Source organism: Helicobacter didelphidarum (assembly GCF_003364195.1).
In the GTDB taxonomy this organism is placed as follows: Bacteria; Campylobacterota; Campylobacteria; order Campylobacterales; family Helicobacteraceae; genus Helicobacter_A; species Helicobacter_A didelphidarum.
Window position 1 is genome coordinate 1 of record NZ_NXLQ01000032.1, and the last position, 15012, is coordinate 15012.

Annotated in this window: 11 protein-coding genes and 1 pseudogene; 7 read left to right on the top strand and 5 right to left on the bottom strand. The window is 31.4% G+C overall.

The genetic code is table 11. From position 1 onward, the window contains the following. Positions 1 to 329: 329 nt before the first annotated feature. From CQA53_RS09335 to CQA53_RS09360, 5 genes are all read left to right on the top strand, one after another. Positions 330 to 641: a hypothetical protein gene (locus CQA53_RS09335; RefSeq protein ID WP_115543734.1), complete on the top strand. Its 312-nt coding sequence runs from the start codon at positions 330 to 332 to the stop codon at positions 639 to 641. Positions 642 to 1457: 816 nt separating this feature from the next. Next, positions 1458 to 2714, top strand: a complete 1257-nt coding sequence (locus tag CQA53_RS09345) for an MFS transporter (protein WP_115543744.1) — start codon at positions 1458 to 1460, stop codon at positions 2712 to 2714. A gap of 284 nt (positions 2715 to 2998) precedes the next feature. Next, a complete protein-coding gene (gene argB, locus CQA53_RS09350) occupies positions 2999 to 3853 on the top strand; it encodes an acetylglutamate kinase (RefSeq protein ID WP_342767979.1) in 855 nt (284 codons plus the stop codon). 225 nt (positions 3854 to 4078) lie between these two features. Beyond that, positions 4079 to 5059, top strand: a complete 981-nt coding sequence (locus CQA53_RS09355; protein ID WP_115543737.1) for a pimeloyl-ACP methyl esterase BioG family protein — start codon at positions 4079 to 4081, stop codon at positions 5057 to 5059. Further along, positions 5047 to 6006, top strand: coding sequence for a methyltransferase domain-containing protein (locus CQA53_RS09360; protein ID WP_245945844.1), 960 nt, complete (start codon positions 5047 to 5049; stop codon positions 6004 to 6006). Before CQA53_RS09355 ends, CQA53_RS09360 begins: the two co-directional genes overlap by 13 nt. Before the next feature lie 44 nt (positions 6007 to 6050). Here CQA53_RS09360 and rsmH read toward each other — a convergent pair whose 3' ends face one another. Further along, on the bottom strand, positions 6051 to 7934 hold the full coding sequence (gene rsmH / locus CQA53_RS09365; protein WP_115543738.1) for a 16S rRNA (cytosine(1402)-N(4))-methyltransferase RsmH: 1884 nt from the start codon (positions 7932 to 7934) through the stop codon (positions 6051 to 6053). A gap of 172 nt (positions 7935 to 8106) precedes the next feature. Beyond that, positions 8107 to 9381: pseudogene (locus CQA53_RS09370) on the bottom strand (MiaB/RimO family radical SAM methylthiotransferase); the annotation flags it as partial. Positions 9382 to 9567: 186 nt separating this feature from the next. On the opposite strand from CQA53_RS09370, the gene hypB reads away from it, so the two are divergent. Next, the gene (gene hypB, locus CQA53_RS09375; RefSeq protein WP_115543740.1) at positions 9568 to 10254 is read left to right on the top strand and encodes a hydrogenase nickel incorporation protein HypB; all 687 of its coding nucleotides are present in this window, start codon (positions 9568 to 9570) and stop codon (positions 10252 to 10254) included. A gap of 283 nt (positions 10255 to 10537) precedes the next feature. Here the strand turns inward: hypB and carA are convergent, their stop codons facing one another. The 3 genes from carA to CQA53_RS09390 form a co-directional block, all read right to left on the bottom strand. Continuing rightward, positions 10538 to 11686 (bottom strand): glutamine-hydrolyzing carbamoyl-phosphate synthase small subunit, encoded by a 1149-nt coding sequence (gene carA, locus CQA53_RS09380; protein ID WP_115543741.1) that lies wholly within the window; start codon positions 11684 to 11686, stop codon positions 10538 to 10540. A gap of 3 nt (positions 11687 to 11689) precedes the next feature. Beyond that, positions 11690 to 12235 carry a DUF507 family protein gene (locus CQA53_RS09385; RefSeq protein WP_115543742.1) on the bottom strand — a complete coding sequence of 182 codons (546 nt, stop codon included), beginning with the start codon at positions 12233 to 12235 and terminating at the stop codon, positions 11690 to 11692. Between the two features lie 88 nt (positions 12236 to 12323). Further along, positions 12324 to 12842 (bottom strand): hypothetical protein, encoded by a 519-nt coding sequence (locus CQA53_RS09390; protein WP_245945846.1) that lies wholly within the window; start codon positions 12840 to 12842, stop codon positions 12324 to 12326. Positions 12843 to 12940: 98 nt separating this feature from the next. On the opposite strand from CQA53_RS09390, the gene purF reads away from it, so the two are divergent. Next, the gene (purF, locus tag CQA53_RS09395) at positions 12941 to 14494 is read left to right on the top strand and encodes an amidophosphoribosyltransferase (protein ID WP_115543743.1); all 1554 of its coding nucleotides are present in this window, start codon (positions 12941 to 12943) and stop codon (positions 14492 to 14494) included. Positions 14495 to 15012: the final 518 nt, after the last annotated feature.

The following is a 15012-nucleotide window of genomic DNA, read 5'->3' on the forward strand; positions in this document are numbered from 1 at the left end:
TCTCTTTTTATTGTTTTTCATATTCTCTTTACAAACTCCCTATACTACGATATTTCTAAGAAATAATGAAAAAAAAAGGAAGAAGAAATGTTAAAAAAAATTTTACATTTTTATTAAATTATAAATATAATAATTTTTTATTCATATAGTATCTTTTAATATTATAGTCAATATATTTATTTTACATAAATTCAATTTTTATTCTGTTATAATACTTTCATGACTTTAGAGCTTAAAGATTGGAATAGTATTACTTTTGTAATTTACTTCAATAATGATTTATCTCTAAAGCTATAACCCATTTATTTTTAACAAAGGAGAAAAGTTCTATGAAAAGACTTTTTAGTATTTTTGTGTTAGCTTTAACACCTGGTATCAGTTCATTATCAGCAAACACTCAAGTAGCACAAGTGCAAACTTCACATCATCAGTTTCAACAATCTGATGCAGATTTTCTCTTTAATGGAGTGGATACAAGTAAGGTTGCTGTGTTGGATAATCAGGAGTTAGAAGATATCAGGGGAAATGTGTGGCCATATCTTATTTTTAGTGCCTTTTTCACTCATGCAACTTTTCTTAATGCACCAGGTCAATATAGCCCCATTTATACCGGAACAATAAGCTCTAATATTAGGTTCTAGAATTGAATTATCAACAATAAATCCTAATGAAATAGAGCAAGACATGGATACGATAATATTATTTTGTAGAGCAGTAGCAGTTTGTTATGGTTGGGTTATGGTTTCTCTTAAGCTTTTAAATAGTCGTGAGATTTTTATCATTTCTGTTTTGCATATTGCTATTTTCGTAAATATACTTTTATATTTCATTACGGATAATCATTTAATGATATATATTTTAATTCTTTTATGTATTGTTATGGGTTCATATATATTTTATTTATTTTCAAGACTTATCAAGATAAATATGAAAAATGAAATTATTGGTTTTGTCATTTTCGGACTCTTGATGTTCATTTCACTTTTATCTTATGGTATATATTATATAGCCTTTTAGATTCTATGATACGTAGAATCTTTGTGAATATTTATCTATTATTTTGAAAATTAGCAATGATTTGAACTTGTAGTGCGGAGCAAGTTTTACAAAGACCAAATAATAGTATAATGTGTATGAAAATACAAGAATTTCTTTTAATGGTGTTTTTTACTTGAAAAGAACAAGATTATAAAATTCTATAGGAGTGGTTTGTGATTAAATTGTGGGGAAGATGGGGTTACTTACTTTATATATATTGAAGCGAGTCGTTGGAATTTATGTTAGAGTTTGTTTCATAAATTCACTTAATTGTATTCTTAATATTAGTAACATTTATTATTAAAATCATAGATATTTTAAGTAAAGAAATATTTTAAATTACTAAATTATTATATACTAGACAAGGAATTATTTTTCACATTCTTTAATAATAGGAAAATTTAATGAAAAAACACAATATTTCAAATCTCACACGTACACAAAAAATTCGTTCCATCATCGCAGCAAGTAGCGGGAATCTTGTAGAATGGTTCGATTTTTATATTTACGCATTTACTGCAATATATTTTGCCCATACATTTACTACCTCTGATAATCCCACAATTCAACAAATCAACGCCTTTGGAATCTTTGCCGCAGGATTCTTTATGCGTCCCATTGGCTCGTGGATTTTTGGCTCTCTAGCGGACAAAGTCGGACGTAAAAAATCAATGGTTTTTTCTGTTATCTTGATGGCACTTGGTTCTTTTATCATCGCAACACTACCGAGTAAGGATAGTGTGGGGGATTTGGCTATCATTTTGCTTCTTATCGCTCGTCTCATTCAAGGGCTTAGCGTGGGTGGTGAATATGGAATCGCCGCGACTTATCTCTCCGAGCTTGCCACAGAGGGTAAAAGGGGATTTTATTCGTCATTTCAGTATGTTACGCTTATTGGCGGTCAGCTTCTAGCAGTGGCGAGTATCAGCATTATGCTTCTCATCTTTACTGAAGAGGAAATGAGTGCGTATGCGTGGCGGATTCTTTTCATCATCGGGGGAATTTTAGCACTTGGCTCACTTTTTGTGCGTAATATTATGGACGAGAGTGCTACTGAACTCCATAAGCACGAAGATAGAGGGACACTCAAAGCCTTGCTGAAATCTTACAAACCATTCTTGCTCGTGTTAGGTATTACGGCTGGAGGATCACTCGCATTTTATACTATCACAACTTATACAAAGATTTTTATTGTGAATGCAGGCATGGATAAGACATTAGCAAACAATGTCTTTCTCATTGCACTTTTTGTGTTAATGATATTTCAACCTCTCTTTGGGCTACTTGGAGATAAAATAGGACATAAGACTTCACTTATCATATTCGCAATTCTCGCACTCTTTGGAATCTATCCTATTTTTATGCTCCTTAATGCAAATATCCACAATGCCACGTTTGTTTTCGCCCTCATCGTGGCACTTTTCGTAATGCTAAGCTTCTATACTTCGGTAGCTGGAATCTTCAAGGCAAAGCTCTTCCCAGAGCATGTGCGTGCACTCGGCACAGGGCTAGGCTACGCTATCTCAAATGCAATATTTGGTGGCTCTGCTTCGTGGGTGGCATTACAATTCAAAAATGCAGAAATTGAAAATGGCTTTTTCATCTATGTAGCTATTTTAATGGCAGTGGTTCTCATCACAGCATTGTGCCTACCGAAAAAATCGGAGTTAAATTAGATAGCAATGTTGCAAAGGTAGAACTTCTCATTCTCTTAATATTGTAGATAGTCAATCATGGCTTATTGGTTGTCAAGATAGCAAGTGAAAAACTTCTTTATCAAAGTATTCCCAACAAGAGAGTATTACTTATTAAATTGCTTTAGATTCTATACAATTATCCTAAAATCTGCTAATATTCTATACATAGAATTATAAATGAAACATGTTCCAAGAAATATTTATAGCGTATAAAGACATTTTATTTTATTTATTATGTAATTTAAAAAAGGAATGATATGAATATGAAATCATGGCAAGATAAGGCAAAAATTCTTATAGAATCTTTACCCTATATTCAGTATTTTCGTGGGAAAATTATTGTTATTAAATATGGTGGGAGTGCAATGCTTGATGAGAATCTTAAAAAGAGTCTTATACGAGATGTTGCACTTTTACAATCAATTGGATTTAAACCAATTATTGTGCATGGTGGTGGAAAAGAGATTGATAAATGGTTGCATATTGCGGGAATTGAACGAGAGTTTCAAGATGGTTTAAGAGTTACAAATGCCGCTACAATGGAAATTGTGGAGATGGTATTAAATAAAGTAAGTAAAGAACTTGTTGGATTACTAAGCGAGTTTGGTGTGCATTCATGTGGATTAAGTGGAAAGGATGGGAGAATCTTGCAGGTAAGGGCAAAGAATAAGGACAAGTTAGGCTATGTTGGTGAAGTTATCAATGTGGATTCAACACTTATTCATTCTGTGCTTACCAGTGATTTTGTACCTGTAATTTGTCCTATTGGTATTGGAGGTGAGCATAAAAGTTACAATGTTAATGCCGATGATGCTGCATGTGCGTTAGCAGAAGCCTTAAAGGTTGAAAAACTTGTTTTCTTAAGTGATATTGAGGGGGTGTATGAAGATTACCATGATAAAGATTCTCTTATAACAGAATTAAGTATTGCACATGCAGAGCGACTTATTCAAGAAGGAAAAATTAATGGTGGTATGATACCAAAGATTAGGAGTTGTATCCAAGCTGTTCGTAACGGTGTCTCACGAGTGCATATCATTGATGGACGGATACAGCATTGTTTATTGCTCGAGTTTTTTACAAATAGAGGGATAGGCACAGCAATTTTAGATGAATAATTATAAAAAATGATAAATTCTAAAATTTTTAAATAGATAAATTTGTAAAATTATTGAAAAATTCTATATCTCTCTTATCTTTCCATACCAAATGTATGGACAAGATCTTATAAATATAAGATTTTGGATTTTGTTATGATAATAGTACACATGTCAAGATAGGATTTGATTAAATATTTGGATTCTCCAACATGACTTTAATTTACAAAAAGCATAAGAGTTAGTATGAAAACATATTTTTTGCGAAAAAATACAGATTCAAAAGATTTAATCCTCTTTTTTGCCGGATTTGGTGCTCATTATTCACACTTTTTACATTTAGATTCCAAACAAAATGTTCTCATATGTTATGATTATAGGGATTTTTTACTGGATTTGGATTTCAGTGAATATGAAAATATTACTCTTATTGCTTTTTCTATGGGAGTTTGTATTGCTTCTATAATATTAGAATCTTTTTTTGCACAAAGGAAGGCTATATTAGCAAACACTAACAAACAATTTACACAACAAAATCACAACCGTGCAACAACCCATATAAAAAATGCTAATGAATATCAAGATATGAAAACAAATATACAAATGCAAAATATTTCATTAAAAATTCCAGATTCCTTAAAAATTCAACAAAGAATTGCAATCAATGGCACAAATTTTGGTATTCACCAAATTTTTGGTATTCACCCAACTATTTTTAAACGCACTATGCAATCTTTTAGCTTGACAGATTTTAAAATCTCACTTTTTATGGAATCTCTTGATAAAACTCACGAGTTTATTTTCGAGACAAATTCTGCGTTAAAAGATGAATTATCAAATCTCTTTTTGTTTATTTTCAATCAAGATTCCCCAACTTGGCAGATAAGTAAGAAAGAAAACGAGATAAACATTGCTTCTTCTAATTCCTTACCAATACGCAACCAAGAGAAAGATTCTCAAAATATTAAAAATCCAGCACATACTTTTTTGTGGAATAAGGCATTGATTTCAAAACAAGATAAGATTTTTCCTCCTAATGCGTGTCTTAACTTTTTCCAATCAATGAATACCTACAATAAAATGACATATCAATGTATGCAAGAGATTCATGAGTGTTCATCTCAAACACAACAAAAACAAGCAAAAGATTGTGAAATTATTCTGCTTGATTGTCCCCATTTTCCTTTTTTTGCATTCAAAACATGGGAAGAAATATGTCAAATGTAGTCAAAAGATTTTTGAGGGCAAAAGATACTTATCTCCATAATACACCTATACAATCCCTTATGCGAACAGAGCTTGTAAATATTTTAGAATCATATCTCCAAAGTATGCCTCACGACGCACGATTACATAAAGTTTTTATGAATACAGAAATGTATGTAGAAGGAAGTAAGACTTTAGAATTTTGCAAGAAAACTCCAGATATTATAACAACAAAAAATATAAATACCCTGAAAAAATGGTATATTCCTCGTATTTTTGAGTTTGGTTGTAGGCAGGGAGAATTTACACAGCTTCTCCTTGAAAAACTCCATTTTGATGAATATATTTGTAACGATATTTATGAATATTCTCTTAATATATGTCAAAAAAGTATTGCTAAAAATGCAATACTCAAAACTTGTATTTTTGATATGAACGAGCTTTCATCGCATAAAATATCTTTACAAAAGTTTAATTTGATTGCTTCTAATGCTTGTTTGCAATGGCTTGATTTTTCCACTACCATTCCTATACTTATCGATATGTTAGAATATAATGGTATATTGTTGCTTGGCACTTTTGGTATAGAAAATTTTAAGGAGATTCGTTCTATTACAGGCTTTGGATTGCAATATCTTTTCTTGCAACAAATAGAGCAAGAACTAAAAAGGTATGGCATAATTATCACACTTCAAGAAAAAAAGTATGAATTACAATTTGAAAATGCACTTGAAGTTTTTAGGCATTTGCAAAAAAGCGGTGTAAATTCTTTGGGTGAAAAAAACAAAGATTCTGGCATTACTGCAACAGCACAAGATTCTGCATTGCAATGTTCTTATGAGTGTAAAATGAAAAATGTAGTAGCAAATCCAAATTATATAAAAAAATCATGGCTACAAGATTATGAGAAAAGATTCTCCAACAAACTTACCTATCATGCTATTTTCATTCTCGTAAGAAAGAAATAAAAACATAATCCATATTGCTAAATTTTTTAAATTCCTTTATGAATTTACTCAAAAAAGTAAAATGCCCGAAGTTTTGCACTTCTTGCACGTGGATTTTTCTTTAGTTCTTGTAAATTTGCACTTAAAGGCTTTTTATAAAGAATTTTGCCTAATGCGTTGTTATTCCCACATTCACATCTTAGATTGCTTGCTGGACAAATACATGTTCTTGCCCATCTTTTAAAAGTTTCTTTGATGATTCTATCTTCTAACGAATGAAAAGAGATTATGCAAAGCAAAACACCTTTAAGATTTTCACATGAGTGTAAAAGCTTTTGGAGCTGTCCTAATTCATCATTGACTTCAATACGCAGAGCTTGAAAGATAAGTGTAAGTGGATGAAGCTTACTTTTTGAACGAATTTTTAGAGAGAGATTATGCAAAATTTCATGTGTAATTTCCCCATATTCTCTTGCTTGGACAATTAAATGTGCAAGTTTTTTATATTCACGAATCTCACCATATTCACGGAAGATTCTCTCAAGCTCGAAACGGCTATAATGATTGAGGATAAAATCAGCATTCAACATCTGTGTTGTATCCATACGCATATCAAGAATGTTGGAGTGAAAGCTAAATCCACGCGATAAAGTATCAAGCTGGTAGGAACTTACGCCAATATCCGCCAGAATAGCACGTAGCTGCGGGGTTTTGGAATCTTTTTTATATTTCTGTGTTGCATGAGAAAAAAGAAGATTGTTTTCATATGTAATATGTTCTAAAAGTTGTGGTAAAACTTGTGCGAAACTTCCATGGTAGATTTCTAATCTATCACCAAATTGTTCTTGCAAATTTGTATTATATGAAATTGCCTCATCATCTCTGTCAATCCCAATAATATGTAAATCTTTGTATGTCTCTAAGAGTGTCCCACTCATACCCCCAAAGCCCAATGTGCAATCTATAAGTAATGGTTTTTCGCATTGCAATATTTCATCTTGTGCTAGAGAATCTTGAGATGTTGCGTGGGGATTGTTTTGAAAATCTATGTCGCATTTGTCTTGTATCGTTTTATTTATTCTGGTGTTTTGTTGTTTTTTGGAATATATATTATATTGTTGCTTTCTTAATCGGAATTTTTGTTTGTTTGATTCTAAAGAAAGTAGAAAATCTTTATTTTTTTTATTTAAAATTCTATCAAAAGTTTCAAGCACTTCTTGCAACAAAACAGGAATATGGGGAGAATCTTTTTTCAATACAGAATCATTTTGATGCTGATTGTTTTGATTCTGTATTATAATTTGAGATTTTTTTATATGAATAGAATCTAATTTACTTTTCATGGAAAAATCTTTGAGATTCTGAAAGTTATTATTGCATAAATGAGAATCTTTGGAAGGAACATCTGCCCGAGTTGGAAAAGATTCTAAGTTTTTAATTTGTATATTTTCTCTATACTTTCCATACATTTCTATATCTCTATTTTCTTGTAAATTTTTATTCATAGTAATATATCTTTCTAAAATAATACATGCACTAAGGCTATCAAGTATTCCATTCTTACGCGATTTTTGCCTTTTTTTATATCCTCTATCTTGCAATTTCTCTTCGGCTTCTTTGGAACTAAATGATTCATCAATAAATATTACCTTACCATCAAACTCTATTAGTGCAAGAAAATGTGTAATGCGACATTTCATTTCTTTGTGATATGTATTTTGTGTATCATTCATAAAGGAATCTTGCAGAGATTCATGATAAGGTATTCCAATTACAAGCTGAATATTCTTCATGTCATTTTGTCCAGTGTGTTGCAAGAGAATCTTTCGTAGTTCTTTACTTGCTTGATTTCTATTCTTACGAATAATAGCAGGTAATGGAAGAATAATCCCATTTAAAATTTTTGCTAAACCAATTCGTTTTAATCCAAAATCTATACCAAATATCATGCAACAATCCAACACATAAAAATTAGAGAATCTTATAGTCTTTAGCAAAATTATTTGTTTCAATAGTATAATTACTTACTTCAACCCACTTTCCTCTTAATTCATTTTTATTAATATGCGACAAATCTTTTTGATACAAACTTTTATCACCTTGGAAATTATTTTTATGAGAAAAATTCTTGTGTGAGTAAGACTCTGTATTTGCAGAATCTTGCAAAGATAAAGGCACAAGCTTGCAAGGCACAAAAACCTTGTTAAAATACTGATCAAGCCCAACAAAATAACTTTTTGTCTCATTATTTTGGGAATCTATAAGATTTTTTTGCCCTTCAATTAAAACTTTTAATGGTATATTGCTATGCTGTTTTCTAAATTGTAAATTTTTTTCCTTAACAATAAATTCTATTTGCTTTAGTCTTTTTTTGGCAATATCGCCACGAATCGATATAAGCTTTTGTGTATTTCGTGCAGAGGCTGTACCTGTTCTTGGACTATAAATAAATGGATGAATATGTGTAAGCGGTAATCTTTTTAGGTTTTCAAATGCCTCATAAAATATTTCCTCACTCTCACCATAATGCCCTATAATATAATCTGTTCCAAGACTAAAACCCTCGTTTGCAAGCCTTGTAAAAAGTTCTAAATCTGAAGGAAAAGTATTTTTACGATTCATAATTTTTAACATTTCTGGACTTGTGTGTTGCAAAGCAATATGTAAATGTCTTTCAATTTTTTCTAACTTTAAAACTTGAAGGAATTTCTCATCAATTTGGCTTGGTTCAAGGCTACCCAATCGAATACGAGAGATTCCATGAATATCATGTATTTTTTGCAATAAATCTGCAATATGAGTCTTTGTGTCAATCCCATAGCTTCCAATATTTGTTCCAGTAAGAATTACTTCTGATACATTTTTACTTGCTAGAATTTTGATTTGTGTTAAAATATGTTCTTCACTAAAACTCCTTGCCATACCACGGACACTTGGAATAATGCAATAACTGCATGAAAAATTACAGCCTTCTTGTATTTTAATAAAAGCACGAACTTTTCCAACAATTTGTGGGAAAATTGTAGAATCTACATATTTACTTGTTTTTTCTCTTGGTAAAAAGACTTTTTGTGGGATTTGCAGTATTGCCTTGATATCTTCTTTATGACTATGTGCAAATACACTATGCACAAGTCCTTTTTGGAATAAATCTTTTCCTAAATGTTTCACACCACAACCTGTAAAAATAACTTTTTTTCCCTTATTTGTATATTTTCGCGCATAGCTTCGCACTTCCCTGTCAGCTTTATTTGTAACTGTGCAAGAATTAATTACAATAATATCTGCCTCACTTTCATCTTGAATAATGCAATAATCTTGTATTTTACTCATCATCACTTGTGTATCATAGAGATTGCTTCTGCAACCAAAGGTTTTAAAAAATACTTTTGTCAATGAATGCCTTTTGTGATCATTATCTATTTTACTTTAGAATTAAAGATAGAATTATATCACAAAATACCTACTTCTTTCATGTCTGAAAGCATAAAGATTCTAGAGAAATTAGAGTGTATTATTTATCTTTTTATTAATAAAGTTTCATATACTTACAAATCTATAATTTTTACAAAAAGGAAAAATATGGAGAAGAAAATTACAATACAGCAACGAATCTTAAGTGCCAATGATAAAAAGGCAAATGAGTTAAGAGATTTTTATCGCAAACATAAAAAATTTGTCATTAATTTTATGAGTAGTCCAGGCAGTGGAAAAACTACGCTCTTAGAATCTTTAACAGACTATAAAGATTTTAAATTCTGTGTTGTTGAGGGTGACTTAGAAACAAATAGAGATGCAGATAGACTTGAAGCAAAGGGCATTTTGGCAAAGCAAATTACAACAGGTGAAGCCTGTCATTTAGAAGCAAAAATGATAGAAGTTATTTTGTCGGATTTAGAGCAAGATGAACGCTTTCATGCAAGTGAATTTCTTTTTATTGAAAATGTTGGCAATCTTGTTTGTCCAGCTAGCTATGATTTGGGAGCAAATCTTAATATCGTGTTATTAAGTGTTCCAGAAGGCGATGATAAGGTGTTAAAATATCCCTCCATGTTCTTATGTGCGGACATTGTATTGATTACAAAAGCAGATATGAAAGAATACTTTAATTTTGATGTGCAAAAAGTGCGAGATGATTTAGCTACATTGCGACATGGCGTAGAAGTTCTTGAAATCAGCATGAAGAATAGGGAAAGTTTAAAGAGTTTGAAAGAAAGATTCCAAAATTTTGCAAAAATGGGATATGAAACAGAACATATTTTTAAATAATTTCTAACCCTATAAAAGCTTAATTAATCATTGTGTCCATAATTCACTCAAACATTTTATATGCAATAAGTAAAAATAATCTTAAGAATTAAAGCTCCATTCTTCTAAATTCTTCAATTTGATGAGGTGGAATGTTATTGAGAGAAACCTTTATTCTTTATAGTAAATATTTGTTTTATTTATTAAAAAAGAATTTGTAGTGGTTTATAGCCATAAAGATATTTTGTTGCCCTAAGTTTTTTGTTACTTGTTGAAAATTTAGGAATGAGTTGTTATAAAGATTCTAAAGTGTAGATGTTACAATTTTTGCAAATTTTGTAAAGAGGGTGCTTGCTTCTTTTGGTCCCGGACTTGCTTCTGGGTGATGTTGAACAGAAAATATTGGAGAATCTTTATATTGCACACCCTCAATCGTATTATCAAAAAGATTTCTATGTGTGATGGTTGCAACCTCACAAATTGATTCTGGGACATTATAATTATGGTTTTGTGAAGTAATTTCTAATGTATTATCAGAATAATTTTTCACGGGGTGATTACCGCCATGTTGTCCAAATTGTAATTTATATGTAGGAAAGCCATGTGCATTGCTTAGAATCTGATGTCCTAGACAAATTCCAAACATAGGGATTTTGGTTTTGATAAGCACCTTTACTTTCTTAATCTGATTTTGCAAGAATAAAGGGTCTCCAGGACCATTACTAAGAAATATACCACCGATTTCTTTTGCCTCATATCGCTTTATTAAGTCATGAGGATTGAAATCTTCATTTACAACCTCCACAACTAATCCCGCACGCGTAAGTTCATTAAGGATGTTGCGTTTGATTCCATAATCAATAGCAATAATTTTTTTTCTATCTTTGTCATTTATATCAATTTTTTCATAATCAAAATTTTTGAAATTAAATATACTACAATCATGTATATAATTCTCTTTTGTGCTAACTTCTTGGACATAATTAATCTCATGAATCTTTTTTGCTTTTTGTAGCACAGAGCATAGCTCTTCTCTTGTTTGCATCTGTGTTGAAGCAATCATCATCATAGCACCATTATCGCGTAACATCTTCACAATAGAACGTGTATCGACATTGCAAATTCCAATAAGATTATGTCGCCTGAAGAAACTATCAAGGTTTTCTGTGGCACGAAAGTTTGATTTTATGTTACTTAGATTGCGGATTAGGACACCTTTTGCAAAAGCTTGGCGAGATTCCATATCTTTTTCGTTGCAACCAACAATACCTATCTCTGGCATACAAAACACTATAAATTGCCCTGCATAGCTAGGGTCACTTATGATTTCTTGATAACCGCTTAATGAAGTATTAAAAACTGCTTCACCAATAGAAGTCCCCTTCGCACCAAAACCTTTTGCTTTTATAAGAACACCATGTTCAAAATATAACCAAATATCATGTAGTTCCATAATTTATCCTCTTTTGCTTAGTTCCTCTTCATATAAACGCATAAAAATCAATTCATATTCATCACTGCCCGGAATAAGTTTTCGTTTATAGTTTTTCATTTTTTCGGTCGTATTGCTATAAGCTTCCTCATGGAATTTCAAATATTGTTCGATGGTATCTAAAATAGAGTTTTTTACCACATTTTCAGCAACATTAAATTCAATATACATCTCTTCAAAAAGTTCATCTAAAAGAATATGAGAAAGCTCACTATATCTTTCATTGTGTGAAATTGGGAATCCTCTTTCTTTTGCAACTTGCTTTTTCACCATTGCAAAAAGTTGTTTTTCATTCATATCACTATCATCAATTTCATCTTGATATTGCTCCAGCAATTCTCTTGTTTTATGTTCTATGCTTGCTTCTTCTTGAATATCTTTTTTAATAATTTCTGTAACAAGTTTGTTAAGATTTGGTAGGGGTGAAGTGATCCTTACAAGATTGGAAGAACTCAGGTCAAGAACAATACGATTAGCAAGGAACTGTGCATGTTGTGGTTTTAATTTCATATTTTCCTCTTTGACAAACAATATAAATTATACTAGAACTTTAATTTTACTAAAAAATCATTAAAAATTTATGTAGATTCTATGATTTTTACCATTTTTCTCCAATTCCTATTAAGATGCAACTTGTAAGATATGGTGCAGCACAATACGAATATGCTTTAGCTCCTATGCCCAATCTGTGTAAAGCACTATAATATCGTTGTGCAAATTTAAAATATCTTACCTGTGCTTTCTTCTCTCCTGCGTCATCACTAAGAATTCCACCAACACTTACTCCATCAAGCTGATTATGTGGGCTTACCCATTGAATATAAAACTCCGATAAAATAACATAAGTATGCAATCCATGCAATTCTTTTAGATTCATTGTTGCAAATTGTGTATGAGAAATAATTTTTTTTCCATTAAAACGAACAAAATTTCGCTCTTTGGATTGTTTATCTACTTGCTTATAATATATTTCTAATTTTTTCTCATGTGTTTTAAGGATTTCCTCGGTTTCTTGATTTTTCCATGTTTTGTAACGATTATATTGTTTTACTTCTAAATCCTGTGCTGAAGCATGTAAAAAAGCAAACATAGAGAATAAGAATATTGCTTTCAGCATAATTTACCTTAGGCATTTAGAATCTTTTTTCATTCATTATTGTAGCTTAAAAACATTTATGTTAGAATATCAATTTAAAATTAATGCAAGGCAAAAAAATGACAACTCAATTTAAACATGATGCTTGTGTGTGCCATAATCATAAAGAATTTTCACAAAAGAATGCAACATCTTCTTGCTCAATAGAATCTACTTTGGGAGAATCTCAACGCACTTTACCATACAATCAAGATAAAGATTTTGCACAACAACAGATTCTAAATACAGATTCATTTCAAGAGGAATGTGCTGTTGTTGGAGTTTTTAATTGTGATGAAGCACCTCTAATATCTTATTATGCACTTTTTGCCATGCAGCATAGAGGGCAGGAAGCAAGTGGAATTAGTGCTTGTTATAACAATCGTATTACTACTATAAAGGCACAAGGGCTTGTAACAAAAGTATTTACACAAACAAACCTCAGAAAATTACAAGGCACAAATGCTATTGGACATAATCGCTATGGAACTGCTGGTGCAGATTCTAGTGAAGATTCTCAACCAATTTTTGCTTGCTATGATTTAGGTGAAATCGCACTCGCACATAATGGTAATCTTACAAACGCGAGTAAAATCCGTGAGAGTCTTATTCGTGAGGGTGCAATTTTTCAGAGTAAGCTTGATACAGAAGTCATCATTCATCTTATTGCTCGGAGTAAAAAAGAGCTTTTAACACCTCGTATTATGGAGGTTATGCGAGAAGTAGAGGGTGCATTTTGCCTCGTTGTGCTTAGTCGTTCTAAAATGTTTGTTATGCGTGATAGATTTGGGTTTCGTCCGCTTAGTCTTGGAGAAATTACAAATAAAGATGGATCAATTGGATATATTGTTGCAAGTGAAACATGTGCCTTTGATCTCGTTGGGGCTCGTTATATTCGTGATATTGAAGCAGGAGAGCTTCTAATTTTTGAGCAAAATAATACAAGAGAAGCAAAACTTATTTCTATTAAGATTTTTGAAGACAGGCATAAACCTTGCGTTTTTGAATATATTTATTTTGCACGTCCTGATAGTGTCGTTTTCAACAAAAGTGTTTATAATGTGCGCAAGAATCTTGGTAAGCAACTTGCTAAAGAGCATTTGCTTGATGCAGACATTGTCATACCCGTGCCAGATAGTGGGCTTGCAGCAGCTATTGGATATAGTCAGCAAAGTAAGATTCCATTTGAGCTTGGGCTTATTCGTAATCACTATGTTGGACGCACATTTATAGAGCCAACACAAGAGTTACGCGAACTTAAAGTGCGTTTAAAGCTTAATCCAATTAGAGAAGTAATTGCAAATAAACGCATTATTGTGATTGATGATTCCCTTGTGCGTGGTACAACAAGTAAAGCTATTGTGCAATTATTGCGTAATGCCGGGGCGAAAGAAATTCTTTTATTAATTTCTGCTCCACCAACCATCTCGCCCTGTTTTTATGGTGTGGATACGCCAAGCAAAAAAGAACTGATTTGTGCCAATAAAAGTATAAAAGAAGTGTGTCAGTTTATTCAAGCTGATTATCTAGGTTTTTTGTCTTTTGAAGGTTTAAAAACTGCTGTTGATAAAGAATCTTATGATTATTGTCAAGCTTGTTTTGATGGACAATATCTACATGATATAGATAAATAGATAATTGATGGGTAACAAAGATCCGCACACTTTAAAGCACAAGATTCACATTTACTAAGACCTTTATACTTATCATCGTATTGTATAATAAAACCTAGAAAAAACAAGGAATGAGTTTTATGATTCATTACAAATGGATTGCATGTATCATTATTTTGCATATTATTCTGCAATTTATTCTAACATTACTATTCTATTTATCTTAAAGAGTTATTTATGCTTCCCCCTAAAACCCCTATTTATCGCTTCACATATTCTTATAAAATATGCTTTTTTGTATTGTGGAATATGAAACTATACATAAATATCTTATTCAAAAAGGCATACAATAGAGTTTAAAGCTTACATGAGTTAAAAGAATCCTTGCAGGGTAATCATTCTTTTTACTTTCAGTCATTAAGAAATGATGAGATTCAGCAAAAAATGTTACTAAAATACATTTTTATTCAAGAAACAAGTAAAATTACAATATTTCTCTGTTCTTATTCTTGTTCATTCTCTATAATCTCTACTATTAC

Bases quoted from the DNA above. Each gene is read 5' to 3' on its own strand.
- CQA53_RS09390 (WP_245945846.1), bottom strand. From the start codon at position 12,842: ATGCTGAAAGCAATATTCTTATTCTCTATGTTTGCTTTTTTACATGCT.
- carA (WP_115543741.1), bottom strand. From the start codon at position 11,686: ATGGAACTACATGATATTTGGTTATATTTTGAACATGGTGTTCTTATA.
- argB (WP_342767979.1), top strand. From the start codon at position 2,999: ATGAAATCATGGCAAGATAAGGCAAAAATTCTTATAGAATCTTTACCC.
- CQA53_RS09335 (WP_115543734.1), top strand. From the start codon at position 330: ATGAAAAGACTTTTTAGTATTTTTGTGTTAGCTTTAACACCTGGTATC.
- CQA53_RS09360 (WP_245945844.1), top strand. From the start codon at position 5,047: ATGTCAAATGTAGTCAAAAGATTTTTGAGGGCAAAAGATACTTATCTC.
- purF (WP_115543743.1), top strand. From the start codon at position 12,941: ATGACAACTCAATTTAAACATGATGCTTGTGTGTGCCATAATCATAAA.
- CQA53_RS09355 (WP_115543737.1), top strand. From the start codon at position 4,079: ATGAAAACATATTTTTTGCGAAAAAATACAGATTCAAAAGATTTAATC.
- CQA53_RS09385 (WP_115543742.1), bottom strand. From the start codon at position 12,235: ATGAAATTAAAACCACAACATGCACAGTTCCTTGCTAATCGTATTGTT.
- rsmH (WP_115543738.1), bottom strand. From the start codon at position 7,934: ATGATATTTGGTATAGATTTTGGATTAAAACGAATTGGTTTAGCAAAA.
- hypB (WP_115543740.1), top strand. From the start codon at position 9,568: ATGGAGAAGAAAATTACAATACAGCAACGAATCTTAAGTGCCAATGAT.